19 protein-coding genes are annotated in these 20,131 nt (G+C 66.5%); 14 read left to right on the top strand and 5 right to left on the bottom strand.

Annotated elements, in window-relative coordinates; translation table 11 throughout:
• Positions 1 to 24 precede the first annotated feature (24 nt).
• From nuoN to ACWV14_RS21130, 4 genes are read left to right on the top strand one after another with little or no spacing between them, the layout of a single operon-like run.
• Positions 25 to 1,512, top strand: a complete 1,488-nt coding sequence (gene nuoN / locus ACWV14_RS21145) for an NADH-quinone oxidoreductase subunit NuoN (protein ID WP_422087332.1) — start codon at positions 25 to 27, stop codon at positions 1,510 to 1,512.
• 15 nt (positions 1,513 to 1,527) lie between these two features.
• The gene (locus tag ACWV14_RS21140) at positions 1,528 to 1,833 is read left to right on the top strand and encodes a DUF2818 family protein (RefSeq protein ID WP_454903527.1); all 306 of its coding nucleotides are present in this window, start codon (positions 1,528 to 1,530) and stop codon (positions 1,831 to 1,833) included.
• Between the two features lie 4 nt (positions 1,834 to 1,837).
• Positions 1,838 to 2,446 carry an NUDIX domain-containing protein gene (locus ACWV14_RS21135; RefSeq protein WP_454903525.1) on the top strand — a complete coding sequence of 203 codons (609 nt, stop codon included), beginning with the start codon at positions 1,838 to 1,840 and terminating at the stop codon, positions 2,444 to 2,446.
• 7 nt (positions 2,447 to 2,453) lie between these two features.
• Complete coding sequence (locus tag ACWV14_RS21130) at positions 2,454 to 2,906, top strand: DUF1178 family protein (protein WP_422087329.1); 453 nt, start codon at positions 2,454 to 2,456, stop codon at positions 2,904 to 2,906.
• Positions 2,907 to 2,921: 15 nt separating this feature from the next.
• Here ACWV14_RS21130 and ACWV14_RS21125 read toward each other — a convergent pair whose 3' ends face one another.
• On the bottom strand, positions 2,922 to 4,706 hold the full coding sequence (locus tag ACWV14_RS21125) for an ABC transporter transmembrane domain-containing protein (protein WP_454903524.1): 1,785 nt from the start codon (positions 4,704 to 4,706) through the stop codon (positions 2,922 to 2,924).
• Between the two features lie 76 nt (positions 4,707 to 4,782).
• Between ACWV14_RS21125 and ACWV14_RS21120 the strand changes: the two genes are divergently transcribed.
• The 4 genes from ACWV14_RS21120 to ACWV14_RS21105 are packed head-to-tail and all read left to right on the top strand — an operon-like array spanning position 4,783 to position 9,752.
• Positions 4,783 to 5,319 carry a MarR family winged helix-turn-helix transcriptional regulator gene (locus tag ACWV14_RS21120; protein WP_454903523.1) on the top strand — a complete coding sequence of 179 codons (537 nt, stop codon included), beginning with the start codon at positions 4,783 to 4,785 and terminating at the stop codon, positions 5,317 to 5,319.
• A complete protein-coding gene (locus tag ACWV14_RS21115; RefSeq protein ID WP_454903521.1) occupies positions 5,312 to 6,784 on the top strand; it encodes an efflux transporter outer membrane subunit in 1,473 nt (490 codons plus the stop codon). The genes ACWV14_RS21120 and ACWV14_RS21115 overlap by 8 nt, the downstream gene beginning before the upstream one ends.
• 38 nt (positions 6,785 to 6,822) lie before the next feature.
• Positions 6,823 to 8,139: an HlyD family secretion protein gene (locus ACWV14_RS21110; RefSeq protein ID WP_454903520.1), complete on the top strand. Its 1,317-nt coding sequence runs from the start codon at positions 6,823 to 6,825 to the stop codon at positions 8,137 to 8,139.
• A gap of 50 nt (positions 8,140 to 8,189) precedes the next feature.
• Positions 8,190 to 9,752, top strand: a complete 1,563-nt coding sequence (locus ACWV14_RS21105; protein WP_454903519.1) for a DHA2 family efflux MFS transporter permease subunit — start codon at positions 8,190 to 8,192, stop codon at positions 9,750 to 9,752.
• A 52-nt stretch (positions 9,753 to 9,804) separates the two neighbouring features.
• Here ACWV14_RS21105 and ACWV14_RS21100 read toward each other — a convergent pair whose 3' ends face one another.
• Positions 9,805 to 11,013: an AGE family epimerase/isomerase gene (locus tag ACWV14_RS21100; RefSeq protein ID WP_454903518.1), complete on the bottom strand. Its 1,209-nt coding sequence runs from the start codon at positions 11,011 to 11,013 to the stop codon at positions 9,805 to 9,807.
• Between the two features lie 268 nt (positions 11,014 to 11,281).
• Between ACWV14_RS21100 and ACWV14_RS21095 the strand changes: the two genes are divergently transcribed.
• From ACWV14_RS21095 to ACWV14_RS21070, 6 genes are all read left to right on the top strand, one after another.
• The gene (locus tag ACWV14_RS21095; protein WP_454903517.1) at positions 11,282 to 12,052 is read left to right on the top strand and encodes an ABC transporter ATP-binding protein; all 771 of its coding nucleotides are present in this window, start codon (positions 11,282 to 11,284) and stop codon (positions 12,050 to 12,052) included.
• Position 12,053: 1 nt separating this feature from the next.
• Positions 12,054 to 12,761, top strand: coding sequence for an ABC transporter ATP-binding protein (locus ACWV14_RS21090; protein ID WP_454903516.1), 708 nt, complete (start codon positions 12,054 to 12,056; stop codon positions 12,759 to 12,761).
• A gap of 64 nt (positions 12,762 to 12,825) precedes the next feature.
• Positions 12,826 to 14,025, top strand: a complete 1,200-nt coding sequence (locus ACWV14_RS21085) for an ABC transporter substrate-binding protein (RefSeq protein WP_454903515.1) — start codon at positions 12,826 to 12,828, stop codon at positions 14,023 to 14,025.
• 54 nt (positions 14,026 to 14,079) lie between these two features.
• Positions 14,080 to 15,276 carry an ABC transporter substrate-binding protein gene (locus ACWV14_RS21080; protein ID WP_454903514.1) on the top strand — a complete coding sequence of 399 codons (1,197 nt, stop codon included), beginning with the start codon at positions 14,080 to 14,082 and terminating at the stop codon, positions 15,274 to 15,276.
• Positions 15,277 to 15,411: 135 nt separating this feature from the next.
• Positions 15,412 to 16,287, top strand: coding sequence for a branched-chain amino acid ABC transporter permease (locus ACWV14_RS21075; RefSeq protein ID WP_422087319.1), 876 nt, complete (start codon positions 15,412 to 15,414; stop codon positions 16,285 to 16,287).
• Between the two features lie 10 nt (positions 16,288 to 16,297).
• Complete coding sequence (locus tag ACWV14_RS21070; protein ID WP_454903513.1) at positions 16,298 to 17,290, top strand: branched-chain amino acid ABC transporter permease; 993 nt, start codon at positions 16,298 to 16,300, stop codon at positions 17,288 to 17,290.
• An 81-nt stretch (positions 17,291 to 17,371) separates the two neighbouring features.
• Here the strand turns inward: ACWV14_RS21070 and ACWV14_RS21065 are convergent, their stop codons facing one another.
• The 3 genes from ACWV14_RS21065 to ACWV14_RS21055 all read right to left on the bottom strand — a co-directional run bounded on the left by ACWV14_RS21065 (position 17,372) and on the right by ACWV14_RS21055 (position 20,083).
• The gene (locus ACWV14_RS21065) at positions 17,372 to 17,827 is read right to left on the bottom strand and encodes a hypothetical protein (RefSeq protein WP_454903511.1); all 456 of its coding nucleotides are present in this window, start codon (positions 17,825 to 17,827) and stop codon (positions 17,372 to 17,374) included.
• Between the two features lie 91 nt (positions 17,828 to 17,918).
• A complete protein-coding gene (locus ACWV14_RS21060) occupies positions 17,919 to 19,007 on the bottom strand; it encodes a lipocalin-like domain-containing protein (RefSeq protein WP_454903510.1) in 1,089 nt (362 codons plus the stop codon).
• The gene (locus tag ACWV14_RS21055) at positions 19,007 to 20,083 is read right to left on the bottom strand and encodes a PLP-dependent cysteine synthase family protein (protein WP_454903508.1); all 1,077 of its coding nucleotides are present in this window, start codon (positions 20,081 to 20,083) and stop codon (positions 19,007 to 19,009) included. The genes ACWV14_RS21060 and ACWV14_RS21055 overlap by 1 nt, the downstream gene beginning before the upstream one ends.
• Between the last annotated feature and the right edge of the window lie 48 nt (positions 20,084 to 20,131).

The raw sequence follows: 20,131 nt of genomic DNA, 5'->3' as shown, positions 1-20,131 counted from the left end.
TGCCACGCTGAAGAAGAGAACGAGATGATTGACAAAATCAGCTGGGTCACGATCTACCCTGAAATCGTGTTGCTGGTCATGACCTGCATCATTGCACTGGTCGACCTGTCGGACACGAGCCCGCGCCGTACCCGCACCTATGTGCTGACGCTGCTCACGCTGGCCGTGGTCGCCGTGCTGTCGGGCCTCCAGGCCTACGACGGCAAGACCGCCTACGGCTTCGGCGGCATGGTCGTCAGCGACCCGATGGGCAACTGGCTCAAGTGCTTCGCCACCGTGGCATTGATGGTCACGCTGGTCTATGGCCGCCCCTATGCGGGCGACCGCGAGATGCTGCGCGGCGGTGAACTCTTCACCATCAGCATGTTCGCGCTGCTGGGCATGTTCGTGATGATCTCGGGCAGCAATTTCCTGCTGATCTACCTGGGCCTCGAACTGCTCACGCTGTCGAGCTACGCGCTGGTGGCGCTGCGCCGCGACAACGCGGTGGCCAGCGAAGCCGCCATGAAGTACTTCGTGCTTGGCGCCATGGCCAGCGGCTTCCTGCTGTACGGCCTGTCGATGATGTACGGAGCGACCGGCTCGCTCGACGTCAACGAAGTCTTCAAGACCATCGCGAGTGGCAAGGTGAACCACCAGGTGCTGGTGTTCGGCCTGGTGTTCATCGTGGCCGGCCTGGCATTCAAGGTGGGCGCAGCGCCGTTCCACATGTGGGTGCCCGACGTCTACCAGGGTGCACCGACCGCGATCACGCTGCTGATCGGCGCCGCGCCTGAGCTGGCTGCCTTCGCCATCATCATCCGCCTGCTGGTCGACGCGCTGCAGCCGCTGGCCATCGACTGGCAGCAGATGCTGGCCGTGCTCGCCATCGCCTCGCTGCTGGTCGGTAACCTGGCGGCCATCGCGCAGAGCAACCTGAAGCGCATGCTGGCGTATTCGACGATCTCGCAGATGGGCTTCATGCTCCTCGGCCTGGTCGCCGGCTCGGACCAGCAGGGCACCTACAACGCCCAGTACGCCTACAGCGCCTCGATGTTCTACATCGTGACCTATGTGCTGACCACGCTGGCCAGCTTCGGCATCATCCTGCTGCTGGCACGCGAAGGCTTCGAGAGCGAAGAGATCACCGATCTCGCCGGCCTCAACCAGCGCAGCCCGCTGTACGCAGGCGTGATGGCCATCGCGATGTTCTCGCTGGCCGGTCTGCCGCCGCTGGTCGGGTTCTACGCCAAGCTGGCGGTGCTGCAGGCGCTGATCGCCTCGGGCCACGCCATCTACATCGGCCTGGCGGTGTTCGCGGTGATGATGTCGCTGATCGGCGCGTTCTACTACCTGCGCGTGGTCAAGGTCATGTACTTCGACGCACCTGTCACGGCCACCACCGTGTCTGCACCGCGCGATGTGCGCACCGTGCTGACCATCAACGGCGCGCTGATCCTGATCCTGGGCATCGTGCCCGGCGGACTGATGACGCTCTGCTACGACGCGATCGTGGCCACGCTGGCCCACTGACGCGGCCGACCTCGGGTGTCGCAAACCGCGTCTGTCTGGGTCGTGTTGCTGGTGGCCCTCTTGGCCGCCAACCTGCCGTTCCTCAACGACCGCCTGTTCGGCGTCGTGCCGCTGCCGACGAATCCCAAGTCGCTCGCGGTACGCCTTGCCGAACTGGTGGTCTTGTACTTTCTGGCCGGTGGCATCGGGCTGCTGTTCGAGCGCAGGGCAGGGCAGATCGCGGCGCAGGGCTGGGAGTTCTACGCGGTGACGGGCTCGCTGTTCATCGTGCTCGCCTTTCCGGGGTTCACCTGGCGCTACCTGATGAAACACAGGCACTGACGACATGACTGCATCTTCCACCTCCGATTCGCACCTGAGGGAAGAACTCACGAAGAGCGAAGAACTCTTCAGGGGCAACTTCCTGAAGGCCAAGCGCGACACCATTCGCCTGCCCGACGGCAACACCGCTACGCGCGAGTACGTGGTGCATCCCGGCGCGGTGGTGGTGATTCCGATGCTGGACGACGGCCGTGTGGTGCTCGAGCGCCAGTTCCGCTACCCCGTCGGCCATGTGATGGTCGAGTTCCCGGCCGGCAAGCTCGACGCGGGCGAAGACCCCTTCGTCTGCGGCAAGCGCGAGCTGCTCGAGGAAACGGGCTACACCGCGCGCGAATGGGCGCATGCGGGCGCCATGCACCTGGCGGTGGCGTACTCGACGGAAATCATCCACATCTATTTCGCGCGCGGCCTTTCGCTCGGCGAACGCCAGCTCGACCACGGCGAGTTCCTCGACGTGTTCACGGCCACGCCCGAAGAGCTGGCCGGCTGGTGCCGCGACGGCACCGTCACCGATGCCAAGACGCTGACCTGCACCCTGTGGCTGCAGAACGTCATTTCGGGCGCATGGGCACTGGACTGGACGGCCCTGGGCTCCCAAGGCGGCGCGGGATAATCCGCGCATGAAGGTTCTCGATCTACGCTGCGCACACGGCCACGGCTTCGAAGGCTGGTTCGCGTCCAACGAAGCCTTCGACAGCCAACTGGCTAGCGGGCTGGTCGAATGCCCGGTCTGCGGCGACACCGCCATCGTCAAGCTGCTGAGCGCACCGCGACTGAACCTGGGCAATGCCAAGGCGCCGGAAGCCGCGGCGCCCGCGGCTGTCGCCCAGAACGCTCCCGCCGAACTCTCGCCTGAAGCCCGCTGGATGCGCGCCGTGCGCGAGGTGCTGGCCAAGACCGAAGACGTCGGCGAGCGCTTTGCCGACGAGGCTCGCAAGATGCATTACGGCGAAGCCCGTGAGCGCGGCATCCGCGGGCAGGCGACGCCCGAGCAGACCGAAGCGCTGCTCGACGAGGGCATTCCGGTGATGGCGCTGCCGATTCCCGCCGCGCTGAAGGAAACGCTGCAGTAGCAGCAAGCGGCCTGCTCAGGCCGTGAACTGGAGCGCCGCGAGGCGCGCATACACGCCGCCTTGCGCCACCAGCGTCGCGTGCGTTCCCTGTTCGACGATGCCGCCGTGGTCCAGCACGATGATGCGGTCGGCTTTCTGCACCGTTGCCAGCCTGTGCGCAATCACGAGCGTCGTGCGGCCTTCCATCGCTGATTCGAGCGCGGCTTGCACCATGCGCTCGCTCTCCGCGTCGAGCGCGCTCGTGGCTTCATCGAGCAGCAGCAGCGGCGGATTCTTGAGCATGGCCCGCGCGATCGCGATGCGCTGGCGCTGCCCGCCCGACAGGCGCACGCCGCGCTCGCCCAGGAATGTGTCGTAGCCCTCGGGCAGGGCCTGCAGGAAGTCGTGGGCGAAAGCGGCACGGGCGGCTGCGTGCACTTCTTCTGCGGTGGCTTCCGGGCGGCCATAGCGGATGTTCTCGAACGCGCTGGCCGAGAAGATCACCGCATCCTGCGGAACCAGGCCGATGCGGGTGCGCAGGTCGGGCAGGGCGAGCGACGCCAGCGGCGCGCCGTCGAGCATCAGCCGGCCGGACTGCGGGTCGTAGTAGCGCAGCAGTAGCTGGAACACCGTGCTCTTGCCGGCACCGCTCGAGCCGACCAGCGCCACCGTTTCGCCCGGCGCGATGTCGAGGCTGAAGTCGCGCAGCGCCGGGGTGCCCGGCCGCGAGGGGTAATGGAAGGTCACCGCATCGAAGCAGATTGCGCTGCCGGCGGCAGGCACCGGCGTGACCGTCGGGTTGGCCGGGGAGACGATGGCGGCGGGCGCATGCAACAGCTCCATCAGGCGCTCGGTGGCGCCGGCTGCGCGCAGCAGGTCGCCGTAGACCTCGCCGAGCACCGCGGTGGCGCTGGCAAGAATGGCGACGTACACGACCGTCTGGCCCAGGTGGCCGGCCGTGATGTCGCCGCGCAGCACCGCCTGCGTGCCCTGGTACAGGCCCCAGAGCAGCGCAGCCGAGGTGGCGATGATGATGAACGCCACCAGCACGGAGCGCGCCTTGGTGCGGCGCACCGCAGTGCGGAAGGCGTTTTCGGTCGAGCCGTTGAAGCGCGAGGCTTCGCGGTCCTCGGCCGTGTAGCTCTGCACCACGGGAATCGCGTTCAGCACTTCGGCGGCGATGGCGCTCGAATCGGCCACGCGGTCCTGGCTGGCGCGCGACAGCTTGCGCACGCGGCGGCCGAACCACATGCTCGGCAGCACCACCAGCACCAGGATGCCCAGCACCTGCACCATCACATAAGGATTGGTCCAGACCAGCACCGCCAGCGCGCCCACGCCCATCACCGCGTTGCGCAAGCCCATGCTGAGCGAGGAGCCGACGACCGTCTGCACCAGCGTGGTGTCGGCCGTGAGACGCGAGAGCACTTCGCCGGTCTGCGTGGTCTCGAAGAACGCCGGGCTCTGCTTCAGCACATGTCCGTAGACTGCATTGCGGATGTCCGCGGTAACGCGCTCGCCCAGCCAGCTCACCGTATAGAAGCGCGCGGCGGAGAAAAGACCCAGCGCCACGGCCACTGCGAAGAGGGCACCGAAGTGGTCGCGCAGCGCCATGGTCTGCGCGCCCTTGTCGGGGTTGACGAAGCCACCGTCAATCAGGCTGCGCAAGGCGATAGGGAAAGCCAGCGTCGTGACTGCTGCCATCACCAGAAACACCCCCGCCAGGACGATCTGGACCCGGTAGGGGCGAAGAAAAGGGCTCAGGCCCGACAGCGACCGGGGCGAGCCCTTGGCCATGGAAGACGGAGGGGTAGAAGCCATCGGGCGATTCTACCGAACCCTTGCCCCTACAAAGGCAGCCTTGACAATAATTGCCTCGGCAGCTAATATTTTGCCCATGAGCGATGCAAACACCCCAGAAGCTGTGCCTGCCTCCGCCGGCGCAGAGCGTCGCCCGCCTGTTTTCTACCGAGCGGAGACGTACTTGGCCGAAGACAGCATCGGCTACCTGATGCGCCGCATCGTGACGGCAGTAGGGCAGGCAGTGGAAACCCGCATGTGCGAGCCCGGCGGGCCGACCTATCCGCAATGGGTGCCGCTGTACAAGTTGCACGTCGGCGCCGCCACCACCGTGGCCGAACTGGCCCGCGCCTGCGAACTCGACACCGGCGCCATGACGCGCCTGCTCGACCGCCTCGAAGCCAAGGGCCTCTGCCGCCGCGTGCGTTCCCTGGAAGACCGCCGCGTCGTCAACATCGAACTCACCGACGAAGGCCGTGCCGCCGCCAAGGAAGTGCCGTACGTGCTCAGCCGTGTGCAGAACGAACATCTTGCAGGTTTCACAACCGAGGAATGGGAGCAGCTCAAGGGTTACTTGCGCCGCATCCTCGACAACGCACAGGCTCTCGCGGCCCGTGGAGATAAAAATGACTGATTCCCTCGCCGTGCGCGCGCTGCGTCGCACCCCCGTCGTGGCTGCCGCACTGCTGGTGGTCGCATTGGCAGGCTGCGCCGACATGGCCGGCATCGGCTCCCTGGCCAGGCTGCGTGACGCGTCGTCGCTGGGCATCGCCCCCGACAGCGCCGCGGTGCCGGTCTCCCGCCTCGACAGCCAGTGGTGGCTCGCCTTCGGCGATCCGCAGCTCAACACGCTGATCGACCAGGCCGTGGCCGGCAACCCCAACCTGCAGGTCGCGCAGGCCCGTCTCGCGCGCGCGCAGGCTTCCGCCGACATCGCCGGTGCCGCCCTCAAGCCCAAGGTCAACGGCGAGCTCGACCTGAACCGCCAGAAGTTCAACAGCAACTACATCTACCCGGCACCGCTGGGCGGCTCGATCCAGAACATCGGCCTGTTGCAGCTCGGCGCGAGCTGGGAGCTCGACTTCTTCGGCAAGAACCGCAGTGCGCTCGACACCGCCATCGGCGCGGCCAATGCAGCCGCCGCGGATGCCGACGCGGCCCGCGTGCTGCTCGCAAGCAACGTGGCGCGCAGCTACTTCCAGTGGGCCCGCCTGAACGACCAGCTCACCGTGGCCAAGCGCACCCTGGCGCAACGCGATGAAACGCTCAGGCTCGTGCGCGACCGCGTCTCCGCCGGCCTCGACACCCGCCTCGAACTGCGCCAGAGCGAAGGCGGCCTGCCCGAAGCGCGCCAGCAGATCGAATCGCTCAACGAGCAGATCGCCCTGCAGCAGCATGCGCTCGACGCGCTCGTGGCCCAGCCCAACGTGTCGCAATCGCTCAAGCCGCCGCTGCTGGGCGAGGTCAAGCCGATCGCGCTGCAGGCGAACATTCCGGCCGACCTGCTGGGCCGCCGCGCCGACATCGCCGCCGCGCGCTGGCGCGTGGAGGCCGCCACGAGCGACGTGGCCAATGCCAGGACGCTGTTCTATCCGAACGTGAACCTCACGGCCTTCGCCGGCTTCCAGGCGCTGGGCTTCGGCAAGCTGCTGAAGTCGGGCAGCGAGCAGTGGGGCGTGGGCCCGGCCATCAGCCTGCCGATCTTCGAAGGCGGCAAGCTGCGCGCCAACCTGCGCGGCAAGTCGGCCGACCTCGACGTGGCCATCGAAAGCTACAACGCCACCGTGATCGACGCGGTGCGCGACGCCGCCGACCAGGTGACGAGCGCGCAGTCGATCGCACGCCAGCAGACCGAACAGCGCGCCGCGCAGACCGCTGCCGAAGGCGCCTACGACATCGCCGTGCAGCGCTACCGCGCGGGCCTTGGCAACTACCTCAACGTGCTGACGGCGGAAACCTCGGTGCTGCAACAGCGCCGCCTGGCGGTCGACCTCGCCGCGCGGGCGCTCGACACGCAGGTGGCGCTGGCTCGCGCACTGGGTGGCGGCTGGCAGCCGCCGGCCACCACCACGGCTTCAGCCCCGGCCGCACAGAACTGAACAGACCCGATTTTTTCGTCTTCGGAAAGAACTTCATCATGAGCGATAACAACACTCCGACGCCCGCTGCAGCCGCAGCTCCCGCTGCCCCGGAGGCGCCCGCCAGCAACGGCAAGCGCCGCCGCGCACTCACCGCGCTTGCCGCCGTGGTCATCGTCGCCGGTGGCGGCTGGGGCCTGTACGAATGGCTGGTGGCCAGCCACTACGAGGACACCGACAACGCCTACGTGTCGGGCAACGTGATCCAGATCACCCCGCAGATCGGCGGCACCGTCATGGCCATCAATGCCGACGACACCGACTTCGTGAAGGCCGGCCAGCCGCTGGTGCAGCTCGACCCGGCAGACGCCAAGGTGGCGCTCGAGCAGGCCGAGGCCGCGCTCGCGCAGGCCGTGCGCCAGGTGCGCACGCTGTACGCCAACAACGGCTCGCTGGCCGCGCAGGTCACGCTGCGCCAGTCGGACATCGTGAAGGCGCAGAGCGACATCGCCAAGGCGCAGGACGACCTGCAGCGCCGCCGCGCGCTGTCGGGCAACGGCGCCGTGTCGAAGGAGGAACTCAACCACGCCGAGACGCAGCTCGACACCGCCAAGAGCCAGCTCGCAGCGGCGCAGGCCGGCGTGGTCGCCGCCAAGGAAGCGCTGGTCAGCAACCAGTCGCTGACCGAAGGCACCAGCGTGGCCCAGCACCCGAGCGTGCTGGCCGCCGCCGCCAAGGTGCGCGAGGCCTACCTCGCCACCCAGCGCGTGGCCATGCCCGCGCCGGTAGACGGCTACGTCGCCAAGCGCACCGTGCAGCTCGGCCAGCGCGTGGCCGCCGGCACGCCGATGATGTCGATCGTGCCGCTCAACCAGCTGTGGGTCGACGCCAACTTCAAGGAAGTGCAGCTGCGCAACATCCGCATCGACCAGCCCGTGAAGCTCACCGCCGACGTGTACGGCAAGAAGGTCGAGTACACCGGCAAGGTCGCCGGCCTGGGCGTGGGCACCGGCAGCGCCTTCGCGCTGCTGCCCGCGCAGAACGCCACCGGCAACTGGATCAAGGTGGTGCAGCGCGTGCCCGTGCGCATCGCGCTCGACCCGGAACAGCTGAAGGCCAACCCGCTGCGCATCGGCCTGTCGATGGACGCCGAGATCGACATCTCGTCCAAGAGCGGCAAGATGCTGGCCGACGCGCCGCGTCCCGCCGCGCTGGTGCAGACGCAGGTCTACAGCCAGCTCGACCGTGGCGCCGACGCCGAAGTGGACCGCATCGTCGCGGCCAACCTCGGCCGCAGCGCGCCCGCCACGGCCGCGACACCGGCCAAGGCCGCGCCTGCCGGCGCTTCGGTGGCCGTGCAAGGCCAGCCGGGCTGATCGCCCGCACGGCCTTCTTCAGGTAATCAGCTCAGTTCGCGCGACCCGCAATGGCCACCGCTGCTCCTGCTTACATTGCGCATCCGCCGCTCGAGGGCGCAGCCCGCGTCTGGGGCACGGTCGCGCTGTCTGCGGCAACTTTCATGAACGTGCTCGATTCGTCGATCGCGAACGTGTCGTTGCCTGCCATTTCGGGCGACCTGGGCGTGAGCACCACGCAAGGCACCTGGGTCATCACCAGCTTCGCGGTGGCCAACGCCATCGCGGTGCCGCTCACCGGCTTCATGACGCAGCGCTTCGGACAGGTGCGCCTGTTCATGGCGAGCGTGATCCTGTTCATGGTCGCCTCGCTGCTGTGCGGCCTGGCGCCGAACATGACGACGTTGATCGCGTTCCGCGCGCTGCAGGGCTTCGTTGCGGGGCCGATGATCCCGCTGTCGCAGACGCTGCTGCTCTCGAGCTACCCGCGCGCCAAGGCGGGCCTGGCGATGGCCATGTGGTCGATGACCACGCTGGTCGCGCCGGTGATGGGGCCGCTGCTGGGCGGCTGGATCACCGACAACATCTCGTGGCCGTGGATCTTCTACATCAACATCCCCGTGGGCATCGTCGCGGCGGCAATCACCTGGGCGCTGTATCGCAAGCGCGAGAGCAGCACGCACAGGGTGCCGATCGACGCCATCGGCCTTGCGCTGCTGGTGCTCTGGGTGGGCTCGCTGCAGCTGATGCTCGACAAGGGCAAGGAGCTCGACTGGTTCCACTCGGCGCAGATCGTCACGCTGGCGGTGGTGGCCGTGGTCGGCTTCGCGTTCTTCCTGGTCTGGGAGCTGACCGACAAGCATCCGGTGGTCGACCTGTCGCTGTTCAAGCGCCGCAACTTCTGGTCTGGCGCCGTTGCGACGGCCGTGGCCTACGGCCTGTTCTTCGGCAACGTGGTGCTGCTGCCGCTGTGGCTGCAGCAGTGGATGGGCTATACCGCGACGCAGGCGGGGATGATCATGGCGCCTGTGGGGTTGCTGGCGATCTTCTTCTCGCCGGTGGTCGGGCTCACGGTGGCCAAGATCGACCCTCGGCGCTACGCGACCTTCTCGTTCCTGGTGTTCGCCCTGGTGCTGTGGATGCGGTCGAACTTCAACACGCAGGCCGACTTCGTCACCATCATCATCCCGACGGTGATCCAGGGCATCGCGATGGCGTTCTTCTTCATCCCGCTCGTGACCATCACGCTGTCGGGCCTCACGCCGGACCGCATCCCGGCCGCATCGGGGTTGTCCAACTTCCTGCGGATCACGGCGGGCGCGATGGGTACGTCGATCACCACCACGCTGTGGGAAAACCGCGCGGCGCTGCATCACTCGCAGCTGTCCGAGGCGGTGAACCAGGGCAACAACGCGGCGACCAGTGCGATGTCGGGCCTGGCGAGCAGCGGCTTCAGCACCGAGCAGGTGCTGGGGCAACTGAACCGCATCGTCGACCAGCAGTCGTTCATGCTGGCCACGAACGACATCTTCTATGCGTCGGCGCTCCTGTTCCTGCTGCTGATTCCGCTGGTGTGGCTGGCAAGGCCGCAGAAGGGCGGCGCAGGCGGTGATGCTGCCGCAGGCGCACACTGACAGGCAGACGACCCACCAGCCCCCAGGCTTCGCCAAGAAGACCTGGGGGTTTTTACTTGGCGGGCGTGTTCAGCGCGCGCAGCACGTCGTAGCAGGCGCCCATGGTGTGATAGTCGGTCTTGCCGGCCGGGCTCTTCTCGTCGTTGATCTTCTTGTTGCGCGGCGAGAGGATGCGATACCAGGCGCCGTGCCGGTGGTCGACGAAGTGCTCCCAGCTGTACGCCCAGATGCTGTCGTACCAGTCCCAGTAACCAGATTCGCCGGTACGCACCGCAAGCAGCGCGGCGGCCGCGAAGCTCTCTGCCTGCACCCAGAAGTACTTGTCGCCGTCGCACACCGTGCCGTCGGGCGCGAAGCCGTAGACCAGCCCGCCGTTGTCCGCGTCCCAGCCGCGGAACATGGCAGTATCGAAGAAGTGCTGTGCGCGCGGCAGGATCCAGTCGGCCTTGCGGCCGGCGCTCGCAAGATGGCGCTCCAGCTGCAGCAGCAGCTTGGCCCATTCCGTCAGGTGACCGGTCTGGAAGCCCCAGGGCCTGAAGATGTTGGTCTTGTCTTCCCGGTTGTAGTCCCAGTCGATTGACCAGTCCTCGCGGTAGTGCTCCCACACCAGCCCGTCCGCCAGCGCAGCTTGCCGGCCGGTGATGGATTCCGCCAGCACCAGCGCGCGGTCGAGGTAGCGGGCTTCCTGCGTCGCCTCGTAGCCGGCCAGCATCGCCTCGCAGGCATGCATGTTGGCGTTCTGCCCACGGTAGGCGCCGACGCGCCAGTCGGCCGTGGCCTCGTCGGCGTAGAGCTGGTGGTGCGGCTCCCAGAAGTGCCGTTCCATCAGTTCCCAGGTGTGGGTGAGGCCCGCATGTGCTTCTTCCATGCCGGCCATCAGCGCATGTGCGTGCGCCAGCAGCACGAAGGCCAGTCCGTAGCAATGGCAGGTGCTGTCCTGCACGGTGGCGCGTTGCTGGTGCCAGTCGATCTGCCACGCATAGCCGCCGCCGGGCTGTGCATGGCCGTGCTGCAGGAAGGCCATGCCGTGCCGCACCGCCGCCAGGTGCGCCGGGTTGCCGAAGTGCCGGTAGGCCATCGCGTTGTTGAAGACGAAGCGCGTGCTGCTCACCAGGTGCCGCGTGCGCTGGTCGTACACCGTGCCGTCGTCCTTGTAGAAATGGAAGAAGCCGCCCGAAGCGTCGATGCAGCGCGGCTCGTAGAACGACAGCGTGTGCAGCACGTGATCGGTCAGGAAATCGGGAGAGCGGAAATTCAGCATGTTCGCTTCAGTCTACGCAGCCCCCCGCGAACCCCGCTCGGGGTTTCCCGCAGAGGTCTTAGTGTTGCCAGGGCGCGCTTTGTCGCTGCAACGACAGTCGCGGATCGGGCCGTTGCGCCGCCCTGCGCAGGTTGCACTGCAGCATAGGCATTTGCCCCAGTATCCAAGCGAAGGGCGCCCACCAACAATCAGGCCGCGCTCGATGGTGGCGCATTGAGATGGACTGCATGACCCACTTTATTTTTCTGCACCTGGGCGACTCCGCGAGATGAGCGACGTCATCCTCGAAACACGCCAGCTCACCAAGGAATTCAAAGGGTTCACCGCGGTCAGCAAGGTCAACCTGTCGGTGGTGCGCGGCTCGATCCATGCGCTCATCGGTCCCAACGGCGCCGGCAAGACGACCTGCTTCAACCTGCTCACGAAGTTCCTCGAGCCGACCACCGGCTCGATCCTCTTCAACGGACAGGACATCACGCGCGAGCGTCCGGCGCAGATCGCACGGCGCGGCATCATCCGCTCGTTCCAGATATCGGCCGTGTTCCCGCACCTCACGCTGCTGGAGAACGTGCGGCTGGGCCTGCAGCGCCGGCTGGGCACCTCGTACCACTTCTGGAAGAGCGAGAAGTCGCTCAAGCCTCTGGATGCCAGAGCCCGCGAGCTGCTGGCTGAAGTCGGCCTGGAGGATCTGGCCGACGAGCAGACCGTGAACCTGCCCTACGGACGCAAGCGCGCCCTCGAGATCGCGACCACGCTGGCGATGGAGCCCGAGCTGATGCTGCTCGACGAGCCTACGCAGGGCATGGGCCATGAAGACGTGCACCGCGTGGCCGAACTCATCAAGCGCGTGTCGGCGGGCCGCACCATCCTGATGGTGGAGCACAACATGAGCGTGGTCTCGACCATCGCCGACACCATCACCGTGCTCCAGCGCGGCGCGGTGCTGGCCGAAGGGCCGTACGCGGAAGTCTCGAAGAACCCGCAGGTGATGGAAGCCTACATGGGCACCACCGACGGCGAAATGCAAGGTGCCCACTGACATGACCGCCGCACTCGAAATCAAGGGCCTGCAAGCCTGGTACGGCGAATCGCACGTGCTGCACGGCGTCGACATGGTCGTGCAGCCGGGCGAAGTCGTCACGCTGCTGGGGCGCAACGGCGCGGGCCGCACCACCACGCTGCGCGCCATCATGGGGCTGACCGGTGCGCGCAAGGGCAGCATCGAGGTCAGCGGCAAAGAGACCATCGGCATGCCGACGCACCGCATCGCGCACCTGGGCATCGGCTATTGCCCGGAGGAACGCGGCATCTTCGCCAGCCTTTCGTGCGAGGAAAACCTGATGCTGCCGCCCGAGCTGAAGGGCGCGGGGCAGGGCATGTCGGTCGACGAGATCTACACCATGTTCCCCAACCTGGCCGAGCGCCGCCACAGCCAGGGCACGCGCCTGTCGGGCGGCGAGCAGCAGATGCTGGCCGTGGCGCGCATCCTGCGCACCGGTGCCAAGCTGCTGCTGCTCGACGAGATTTCAGAAGGCCTGGCGCCGGTCATCGTGCAGGCGCTGGCCCGCATGATCACCACGCTGCGCGCCAAGGGCTACACCATCGTCATGGTGGAGCAGAACTTCCGCTTTGCCGCGCCGCTGGCCGACCGCTTCTACGTAATGGAGCACGGCCGCATCGCGCTGACCTTCGGCGCGGCCGAGCTCGAAGCCAGGATGCCGGTGCTCACCGAGCTGCTCGGCGTCTGAAACGCATCAAGTCCACAAGACCTGTTCCTTCCATCCCACAAAGATTCCTTCAGGAGACAACAGCATGAACAAAAAGAAACTCGGCCTCATCGCAACCGCCGTCGGCATCCTCGCACTGAGCGCGGGCGCCGTGCAGGCGCAGGAGAAAGTGAAGATCGGCTTCGTTACCGACTTGTCGAGCCTGTATGCCGACCTCGAAGGCAAGGGTGGCGCCACCGCCATCCAGATGGCCATCGACGACTTCGGCGGCAAGGTGCTGGGCCAGCCCATCGAACTGCTGACGGCCGACCACCAGAACAAGGCCGACATCGCTGCCTCCAAGGCGCGCGAATGGATCGACACCGCAGGTGTGACGATGGTCTTCGGCGGCACCAACTCGGGCGTGGCGCTGGCCACCGCCAAGGTGGCTGAAGAAAAGAAGCGCGTGTACTTCAACAACGGCGCGGGCAGCTCGGTGCTGACCAACGAGCAGTGCAGCCCCTACACCATCCACTACGCCTACGACACGGTGGCGCTGGCCAAGGGCACGGGCGCGGCGGTGGTAGACCGCGGCGGCAAGAGCTGGTTCTTCCTGACGGCCGACTACGCCTTCGGCCATGCGCTCGAAGCCGACACCACGAAGGTCGTGAAGGAGAAGGGCGGCACCGTGCTGGGCGCGGTGCGCCATCCGCTGAACGCGTCGGACTTCTCGTCCTTCCTGCTGCAGGCGCAGAACTCCAAGGCACAGATCCTGGGCCTGGCCAATGCCGGTGGCGACACCATCAACTCGATCAAGGCGGCCAAGGAATTCGGCATCAACAAGACCATGAAGACCGCCGGCCTGCTGGTCTTCTTGAGCGACATCCACAGCCTGGGCCTGAAGAACACCGAAGGCCTGCTGCACACCACCAGCTGGTACTGGGACCTGAACGACGAGTCGCGCAAGTTCGCCAACCGCTTCTTCGAGAAGACCAAGCGCATGCCGACCGACGTGCAGGCCGCCGACTACTCGGCCACCATGACCTACCTGAAGGCCGTGGCCGCCGCCAAGACCACCGACTCCGACAAGGTGATGGCGCAGCTCAAGAGCATGAAGATCGACGACTTCTACGGCAAGGGCCAGATCCGCGCCGACGGCAGCTTCATCCACGACATGTACCTGGTCGAAGTGAAGTCGCCCGCCGAGTCGAAGAAGCCGTGGGATTACCTGAAGGTGCTCAAGACGCTGCCGGGCGACCAGGTCTTCACGACCAAGGCCGAAACCAAGTGCGCCCTCTGGAAGTAAACGGCTGAAGCCGCGCCAGACCTTTTCACCGAAGTCAAACAAGAGGATCACTCCATGAAACGCACGCTCATTGCTTCTGCCTGCCTCGCTGCTACCTGCCTCATGGCCGCCGGTGCCGCGCAGGCCCAGGAGAAGGTCAAGATCGGTTTCATCACCGACATGTCCAGCCTCTACGCGGACGTGGAGGGCAAGAACGGAGCCCTCGCGATCCAGATGGCCATCGACGACTTTGGCGGCAAGGTCAACGGCATGCCCATCGAGCTGCTGCAGGCCGACCACCAGAACAAGGCCGACATCGCCGCCTCCAAGGCGCGCGAGTGGATCGACACGCAGGGCCTGACGATGCTGTTCGGCGGCACCAGCTCCGGCACCGGCCTGGCCATGGCCAAGGTGGCGCAGGAGAAGAAGCGCGTGTTCGTCGTGAACGGCGCGGGCAGCTCGGCGCTCACCAACGAGCAGTGCAGCCCCTACACCGTGCACTACGCCTACGACACCGTGGCGCTGGCCAAGGGTACCGGCAGCGCCGTCATTGCGCGCGGCGACAAGAGCTGGTTCTTCCTGACGGCCGACTACGCCTTCGGACAGGCCCTGGAAGCCGATGCCTCCAAGGTCGTGAAGGAGAAGGGCGGCACCGTGGTGGGCAGCGTGAAGCATCCGCTGAACACGTCGGACTTCTCTTCGTTCCTGCTGCAGGCGCAGAACTCCAAGGCCCAGGTGCTGGCGCTGGCCAATGCCGGCGGCGACACCATCAACGCCATCAAGGCGGCCAAGGAATTCGGCATCACCAAGACCATGAAGATGGTCGGCCTGCTGGTGTTCGTGACCGACGTGCACAGCCTGGGCCTGAAGAACACCGAAGGCCTGCTGCTGACCACCAGCTGGGACTGGAACCTCGACGACAAGACGCGCGCCTTCGGCAAGAAGTTCTTCGAGAAGACCAAGCGCATGCCCACCGACATCCAGGCCGCCGACTACTCGGCCACCATGACCTACCTGAAGGCCGTGCAGGCCGCCAAGACTGTCGATGCCGACGCGGTGATGGCGCAGATCAAGAAGACGCCGATCGACGACTTCTACGCCAAGGGCTATGTGCGCGAGGACGGCCGCTTCGTGCACGACATGTACCTGGTGCAAGTGAAGTCGCCGGCCGAATCCAAGCAGCCGTGGGACTACTACAAGGTGGTCCAGAAGCTGAAGGGTGAAGACGTCTTCACGACGAAGGCCGAAAGCAAGTGCGCGTTGTGGAAGTAACCCCCCAGGCTGCGCGCACCGCGTGTCGCTTGGCCAACCCCCCTTTGCAAGGGGGGCGGGCCGGCCGCTTCGGGCGGCCGTGCGCGGCGGCCCCCGCGAGAAAGAAAGAACGGCCAGAGGCTTGCTGATACGTCTATGAATATTTCCCTACCCGGCCTGCTGAGCCAGCTCCTTCTGGGGCTGGTCAACGGCTCGTTCTACGCCATCCTGAGCCTCGGGCTGGCGGTGATCTTCGGCCTGCTCAACGTCATCAACTTCGCGCACGGCGCGCTGTTCATGCTCGGCGCCGTCCTGACATGGATGGCGATGGAGTATTTCGGCATCAACTACTGGGTGATGCTGATCGCGGCGCCAATCGTCATCGGCATCTTCGGCGTGCTGATCGAGCGGCTGCTGCTGCGCTGGATCTACAAGCTCGACCATCTCTACGGCCTGCTGCTCACGCTCGGCCTCACGCTGCTGATCGAGGGCGTGTTCCGCTCGGTCTACGGTGTTTCGGGGCTGCCTTATGACGCACCCGATGCGCTTTCGAGCGCCACCGACCTCGGCTTCATGGTGCTGCCCAACTACCGCGCCTGGGTGGTCGTCGCCTCGCTGGTGGTGTGCTTCGCTACCTGGTACGTGATCGAGAAGACCCGCCTCGGCGCCTACCTGCGCGCCGGCACCGAGAACCCTCGCCTCGTGGAGGCCTTCGGCGTCAACGTGCCGCTGATGATCACGCTGACCTACGCCTTCGGCTGCGCGCTCGCCGCCTTCGCCGGCGTGCTGGCTGCGCCGGTGATGCAGGTCTCGCCGCTGATGGGGCAGAACCTCATCATTGTGGTGTTCGCCGTGGTGGTTATCGGCGGCATGGGCTCGATCATGGGCGCCATCCTCACCGGCCTGGGCCTCGGCGTGATCGAGGGGTTCACCAAGGTCTTCTATCCGGAGGCATCCTCCACCGTCGTGTTCGTGATCATGGTCATCGTGCTGCTCATTCGCCCAGCCGGCCTGTTCGGCAAAGAAAAATAAGGCGGACGGCATGAACATGAAAAAGATATCCACCGTCGTCTACGCGCTGCTCCTGCTCGCACTGGTGCTGGCTCCGTTCTTCGGCGCCTACCCGGTGTTCGTGATGAAGCTCATGTGCTTCGCGCTGTTCGCCGCGGCCTTCAACCTGCTGCTGGGCTTCACGGGGCTGCTGTCCTTCGGGCACGCGGCGTTCCTCGGCGGTTCCGCGTACGTCGCGGGCCATGCGATGAAGGTCTGGGGCCTCACGCCCGAGCTGGGCCTGATCGCGGGCACGCTCACCGGCGCATTCCTGGGCTGGATCTTCGGCGTGCTGGCCATCCGCCGGCAGGGCATCTACTTCGCGATGATCACGCTGGCGCTCGCGCAGATGATGTTCTTCGTCGCGCTGCAGGCCAAGTTCACCGGCGGCGAAGACGGCCTGCAGGGCGTGCCGCGCGGCAAGCTCTTCGGCCTGATCGACCTGTCGAGCGACCTCACGATGTACTACGTGGCGCTGGTGATCGTGGTGGCCGCGTTCCTGCTGATCGTGCGCACCATCCATTCGCCGTTCGGCCAGGTGCTCAAGGGCATCAAGGAGAACGAGCCGCGCGCGCTTTCGCTGGGCTACGACGTGAGCCGCTTCAAGCTGCTGGCCTTCGTGATCTCGGCCGCGCTGTCGGGCCTGGCCGGTTCGCTCAAGACGCTGGTGCTGGGCTTTGCCACGCTGTCGGACGTGCACTGGACCGCCTCGGGCCAGGTCATCCTGATGACGCTGGTGGGTGGCCTCGGCACGCTGTCGGGCCCGCTGGTGGGCTCGGCCGTGGTGGTGCTGCTCGAGAACAAGATCGGCGAACTCGGTAACTTCCTTGCGCGCATCACTACCATCGACTGGTTCAACACGCTGGGCGAATCAGTGACCATGGTCACGGGCCTGATCTTCGTGATCTGTGTGCTGGCGTTCCGCAAGGGGATCATGGGGGAGATCATTGCGTTCATCGAGCGGCGCAAGGGCCGGGTGAAGTAGGCGCAATCAAAGAAAAAAGGGAGCCTCGGCTCCCTTTCTTCATTGCGGCTGCAGGTCCGTCCCCGTCCCCGGGCCCGCAGTTCAGCAGTTGCCCCTCTTCGCCTGGCCGGGCGGGCAGAAATCGCGTTCGCGCTCATGCCAATGGTCGCGGTCGTGGCGGCGGCCGTGATCCTCATCCCACTCCCGCTCCCGGCGTGCTTCACGGTAGGCCTCGCGCCGGCGCCAGTCGCCTTCGGCCCAGCGCCAGCCGCCGCGATCCTCGATCCAGCGTCCCGGGGCATAGGCATAGCCCGCACGTTCGGGCTGCCAGCCCCCCGGGCGCCATGCGTAGGCACGGCCGTCCCAGGCCCAGCGGCCAGGCACCCAGACGAAGCCGCCGCGCGGTGGCGGCAGCGGCTCATAGCGCGGCGGCGGCGGAGCCGCCATCACCAGGCCGGGCACGTTGATGTTGACCGAGACCTGCGCATTGGCCGCCAATGGGCTCGCGAGGATCGAAAGGGTGCCGGCCATGGCCAGTACTGCGAGTCGGATCTTCATGGTGGTGTCCTTTGTCATGGATGGTTTTAGACATTTTCCCAACGCGGGCGGGAATGGTCCGGTTGTCGGTTCTTGTGCGCCGCTACAACATTTAGAGCTTCAGCGGTGCCGCGTAGCCCGTCATCTCGAGGTAGCCGCGCCCCACGCGCCGCCCCTGCGCATCGAGCAACTCGCTCAGGCCTTCCCAGTACACGCCACCGGTCGAGCCGCGGCTGTCCAGTTCCTGGTCGTCGAGCAAAGCCCGCACCTCGAAGCTGCCGCCCGGCGTCTGCACGCGCCACTGCGTCGGGTACCTGGCCTGCGTGCGCGGGCTTTCCCATGTCTTGAGGCTTTCGAAGCGCACTTCGTCATTCTTGAAGATGCGCGCCACGCCGTCGCGCGGACGGAACGAGCCGCCTGCCCACAGGCCGCTGCCATCGGCGCGGCGCAGGTGGAAGGCGGTGAGGGCGCTGCCGTCGTCGAGGTTCATGCCGATCCAGTCCCAGCCGACGGCCTCGGGGTGCATCAGCGCTTCGCTCCATTCGTGGTCCAGCCACGCAGCGCCGTTCACTTCGAAGGCCTGGCCCTTGAGCGTCAGCTTGCCCTGCGCCTTGAGCTGCGGCTCGCTGTAGTAGTAGCTGGCCTGCGATTCGTCCGGCCCCTTGCGCGAAAGGCCGGCGTTGCCCTGCAGCAGCACGGGCTGTGTCGGCGTGAAGCGCAGGTCGAGCATGAACTCGCCGGCAGGAATGCGCGCGATATAGATGCCGCCTTCTCGCGCCAGCGACCAGTCTCGGATGCGCACGTCGGTGTCGGCCTCGCCGGCTTCCGCCACGCCGAAGCCAGCGCGTGCGATGCGCTGGTCGTGCAGCAGCACTCGGCCTTCGAGGTCGGTGACGGCCGCATGTGCGAACACGAGGTTCTTCGCCGCGAAGGCCGAGCGCATGCCCTGTGTGGCTTCGACGTGCGAACGGAAGAAGGTCACCTGGAAGCCGATCTCGCGTCCGACCGCCGTCTTCGCATGGCCGGTGATGTACCACCACTCGGTATGCAGGTCGGGGTGGCTGCCGAAGTCGCGTGGGAACTGCAGCGTTCTCGGCGGCAGCGCCCACGCGGCCGGTGCGGCGTACATGGCCGCCAGCAGCAGCGTGCGACGTGACAGCGAGGAGGGGGAGGGGGGCGAGGGCAAGGGCAGCATCGTCATCACGCAGCCACGAGCGCGTCGATGCGTTGCTGCGCCGGCTCGATGTCGCCGAAGGCGTTGCGCACCCACGCCGCATCGTGATAGCTCGGCAGATAGCGTTCTCCCGCGTCGCACAGCAGCGAAAGAATGGAGCCCTGTTGCCCGGCCGCGCGCATCTCCTGCGCGACGGCGAGCATGCCGACGAAGTTGGTGCCGGTCGACGGGCCGACCTTGCGGCCGAGCAGGGCCGAGAGCGCATGCATCGCCGCCACCGATTCGAGATTGGGCACTTCGATCATGCGATCGACCAGCGCGCGGATGAAGCTGGGCTCCACCCGCGGCCGGCCGATGCCCTCGATGCGCGAGCCCGCCGCCGTCAGCGCGGCGTCGCCCGTGCGGTGGTAGGCAGAGAACACCGAGCCCTCGGGGTCGGCCACGCACACCTGGGTGTCGTGGCGGCGGTAGCGCAGGTAGCGCCCGATGGTCGCACTGGTGCCGCCCGTGCCCGCACCCACCACGATCCACTTCGGCACCGGATGCCGCTCGCGCGCCATCTGCTGGAACATGCTCTCGGCGATGTTGTTGTTGCCGCGCCAGTCGGTCGCGCGCTCGGCATAGGTGAACTGGTCCATGTAGTGCCCGCCGGTGCGCTCGGCCAGCGAGCGGGCTTCCTCGTACACCTGCGCCGCATGGTCGACGAAGTGGCAGCTCGCGCCGTAGAAGGCGATCTGCGCGATCTTTTCCGGTGAAGTGGTGCGCGGCATCACTGCGATGAACGGCAGCCCCAGCAGCCGCGCGAAGTAGGCCTCGCTCACGGCGGTGGAGCCGCTCGACGCCTCCACGATGGTCGTGCCTTCGCGCACCCAGCCGTTGCACAGCGCATAGAGAAAGAGCGAACGTGCAAGCCGGTGCTTGAGGCTGCCGGTCGGGTGGGTCGACTCGTCCTTCATGTACAGGTCGATGCCCTGCGCCGCGAGGGCGGGAAGGGGCAGCGGAATCAGGTGCGTGTCGGCGCTGCGCTGGTAGTCGGCCTCGATGCGGCGGATGGCGCTGTCGAGCCATGCATTGCAGGACGAGGAAGAGGGTGTTTGCTGCATATCGGTCTCAGTCTACAAGTCATGGTTGGCGCCTGGCATGGGCACCTG

It is taken from the genome of Variovorax durovernensis (assembly GCF_977011995.1).
This window is presented reverse-complemented; position numbering and strand designations above follow the sequence as displayed.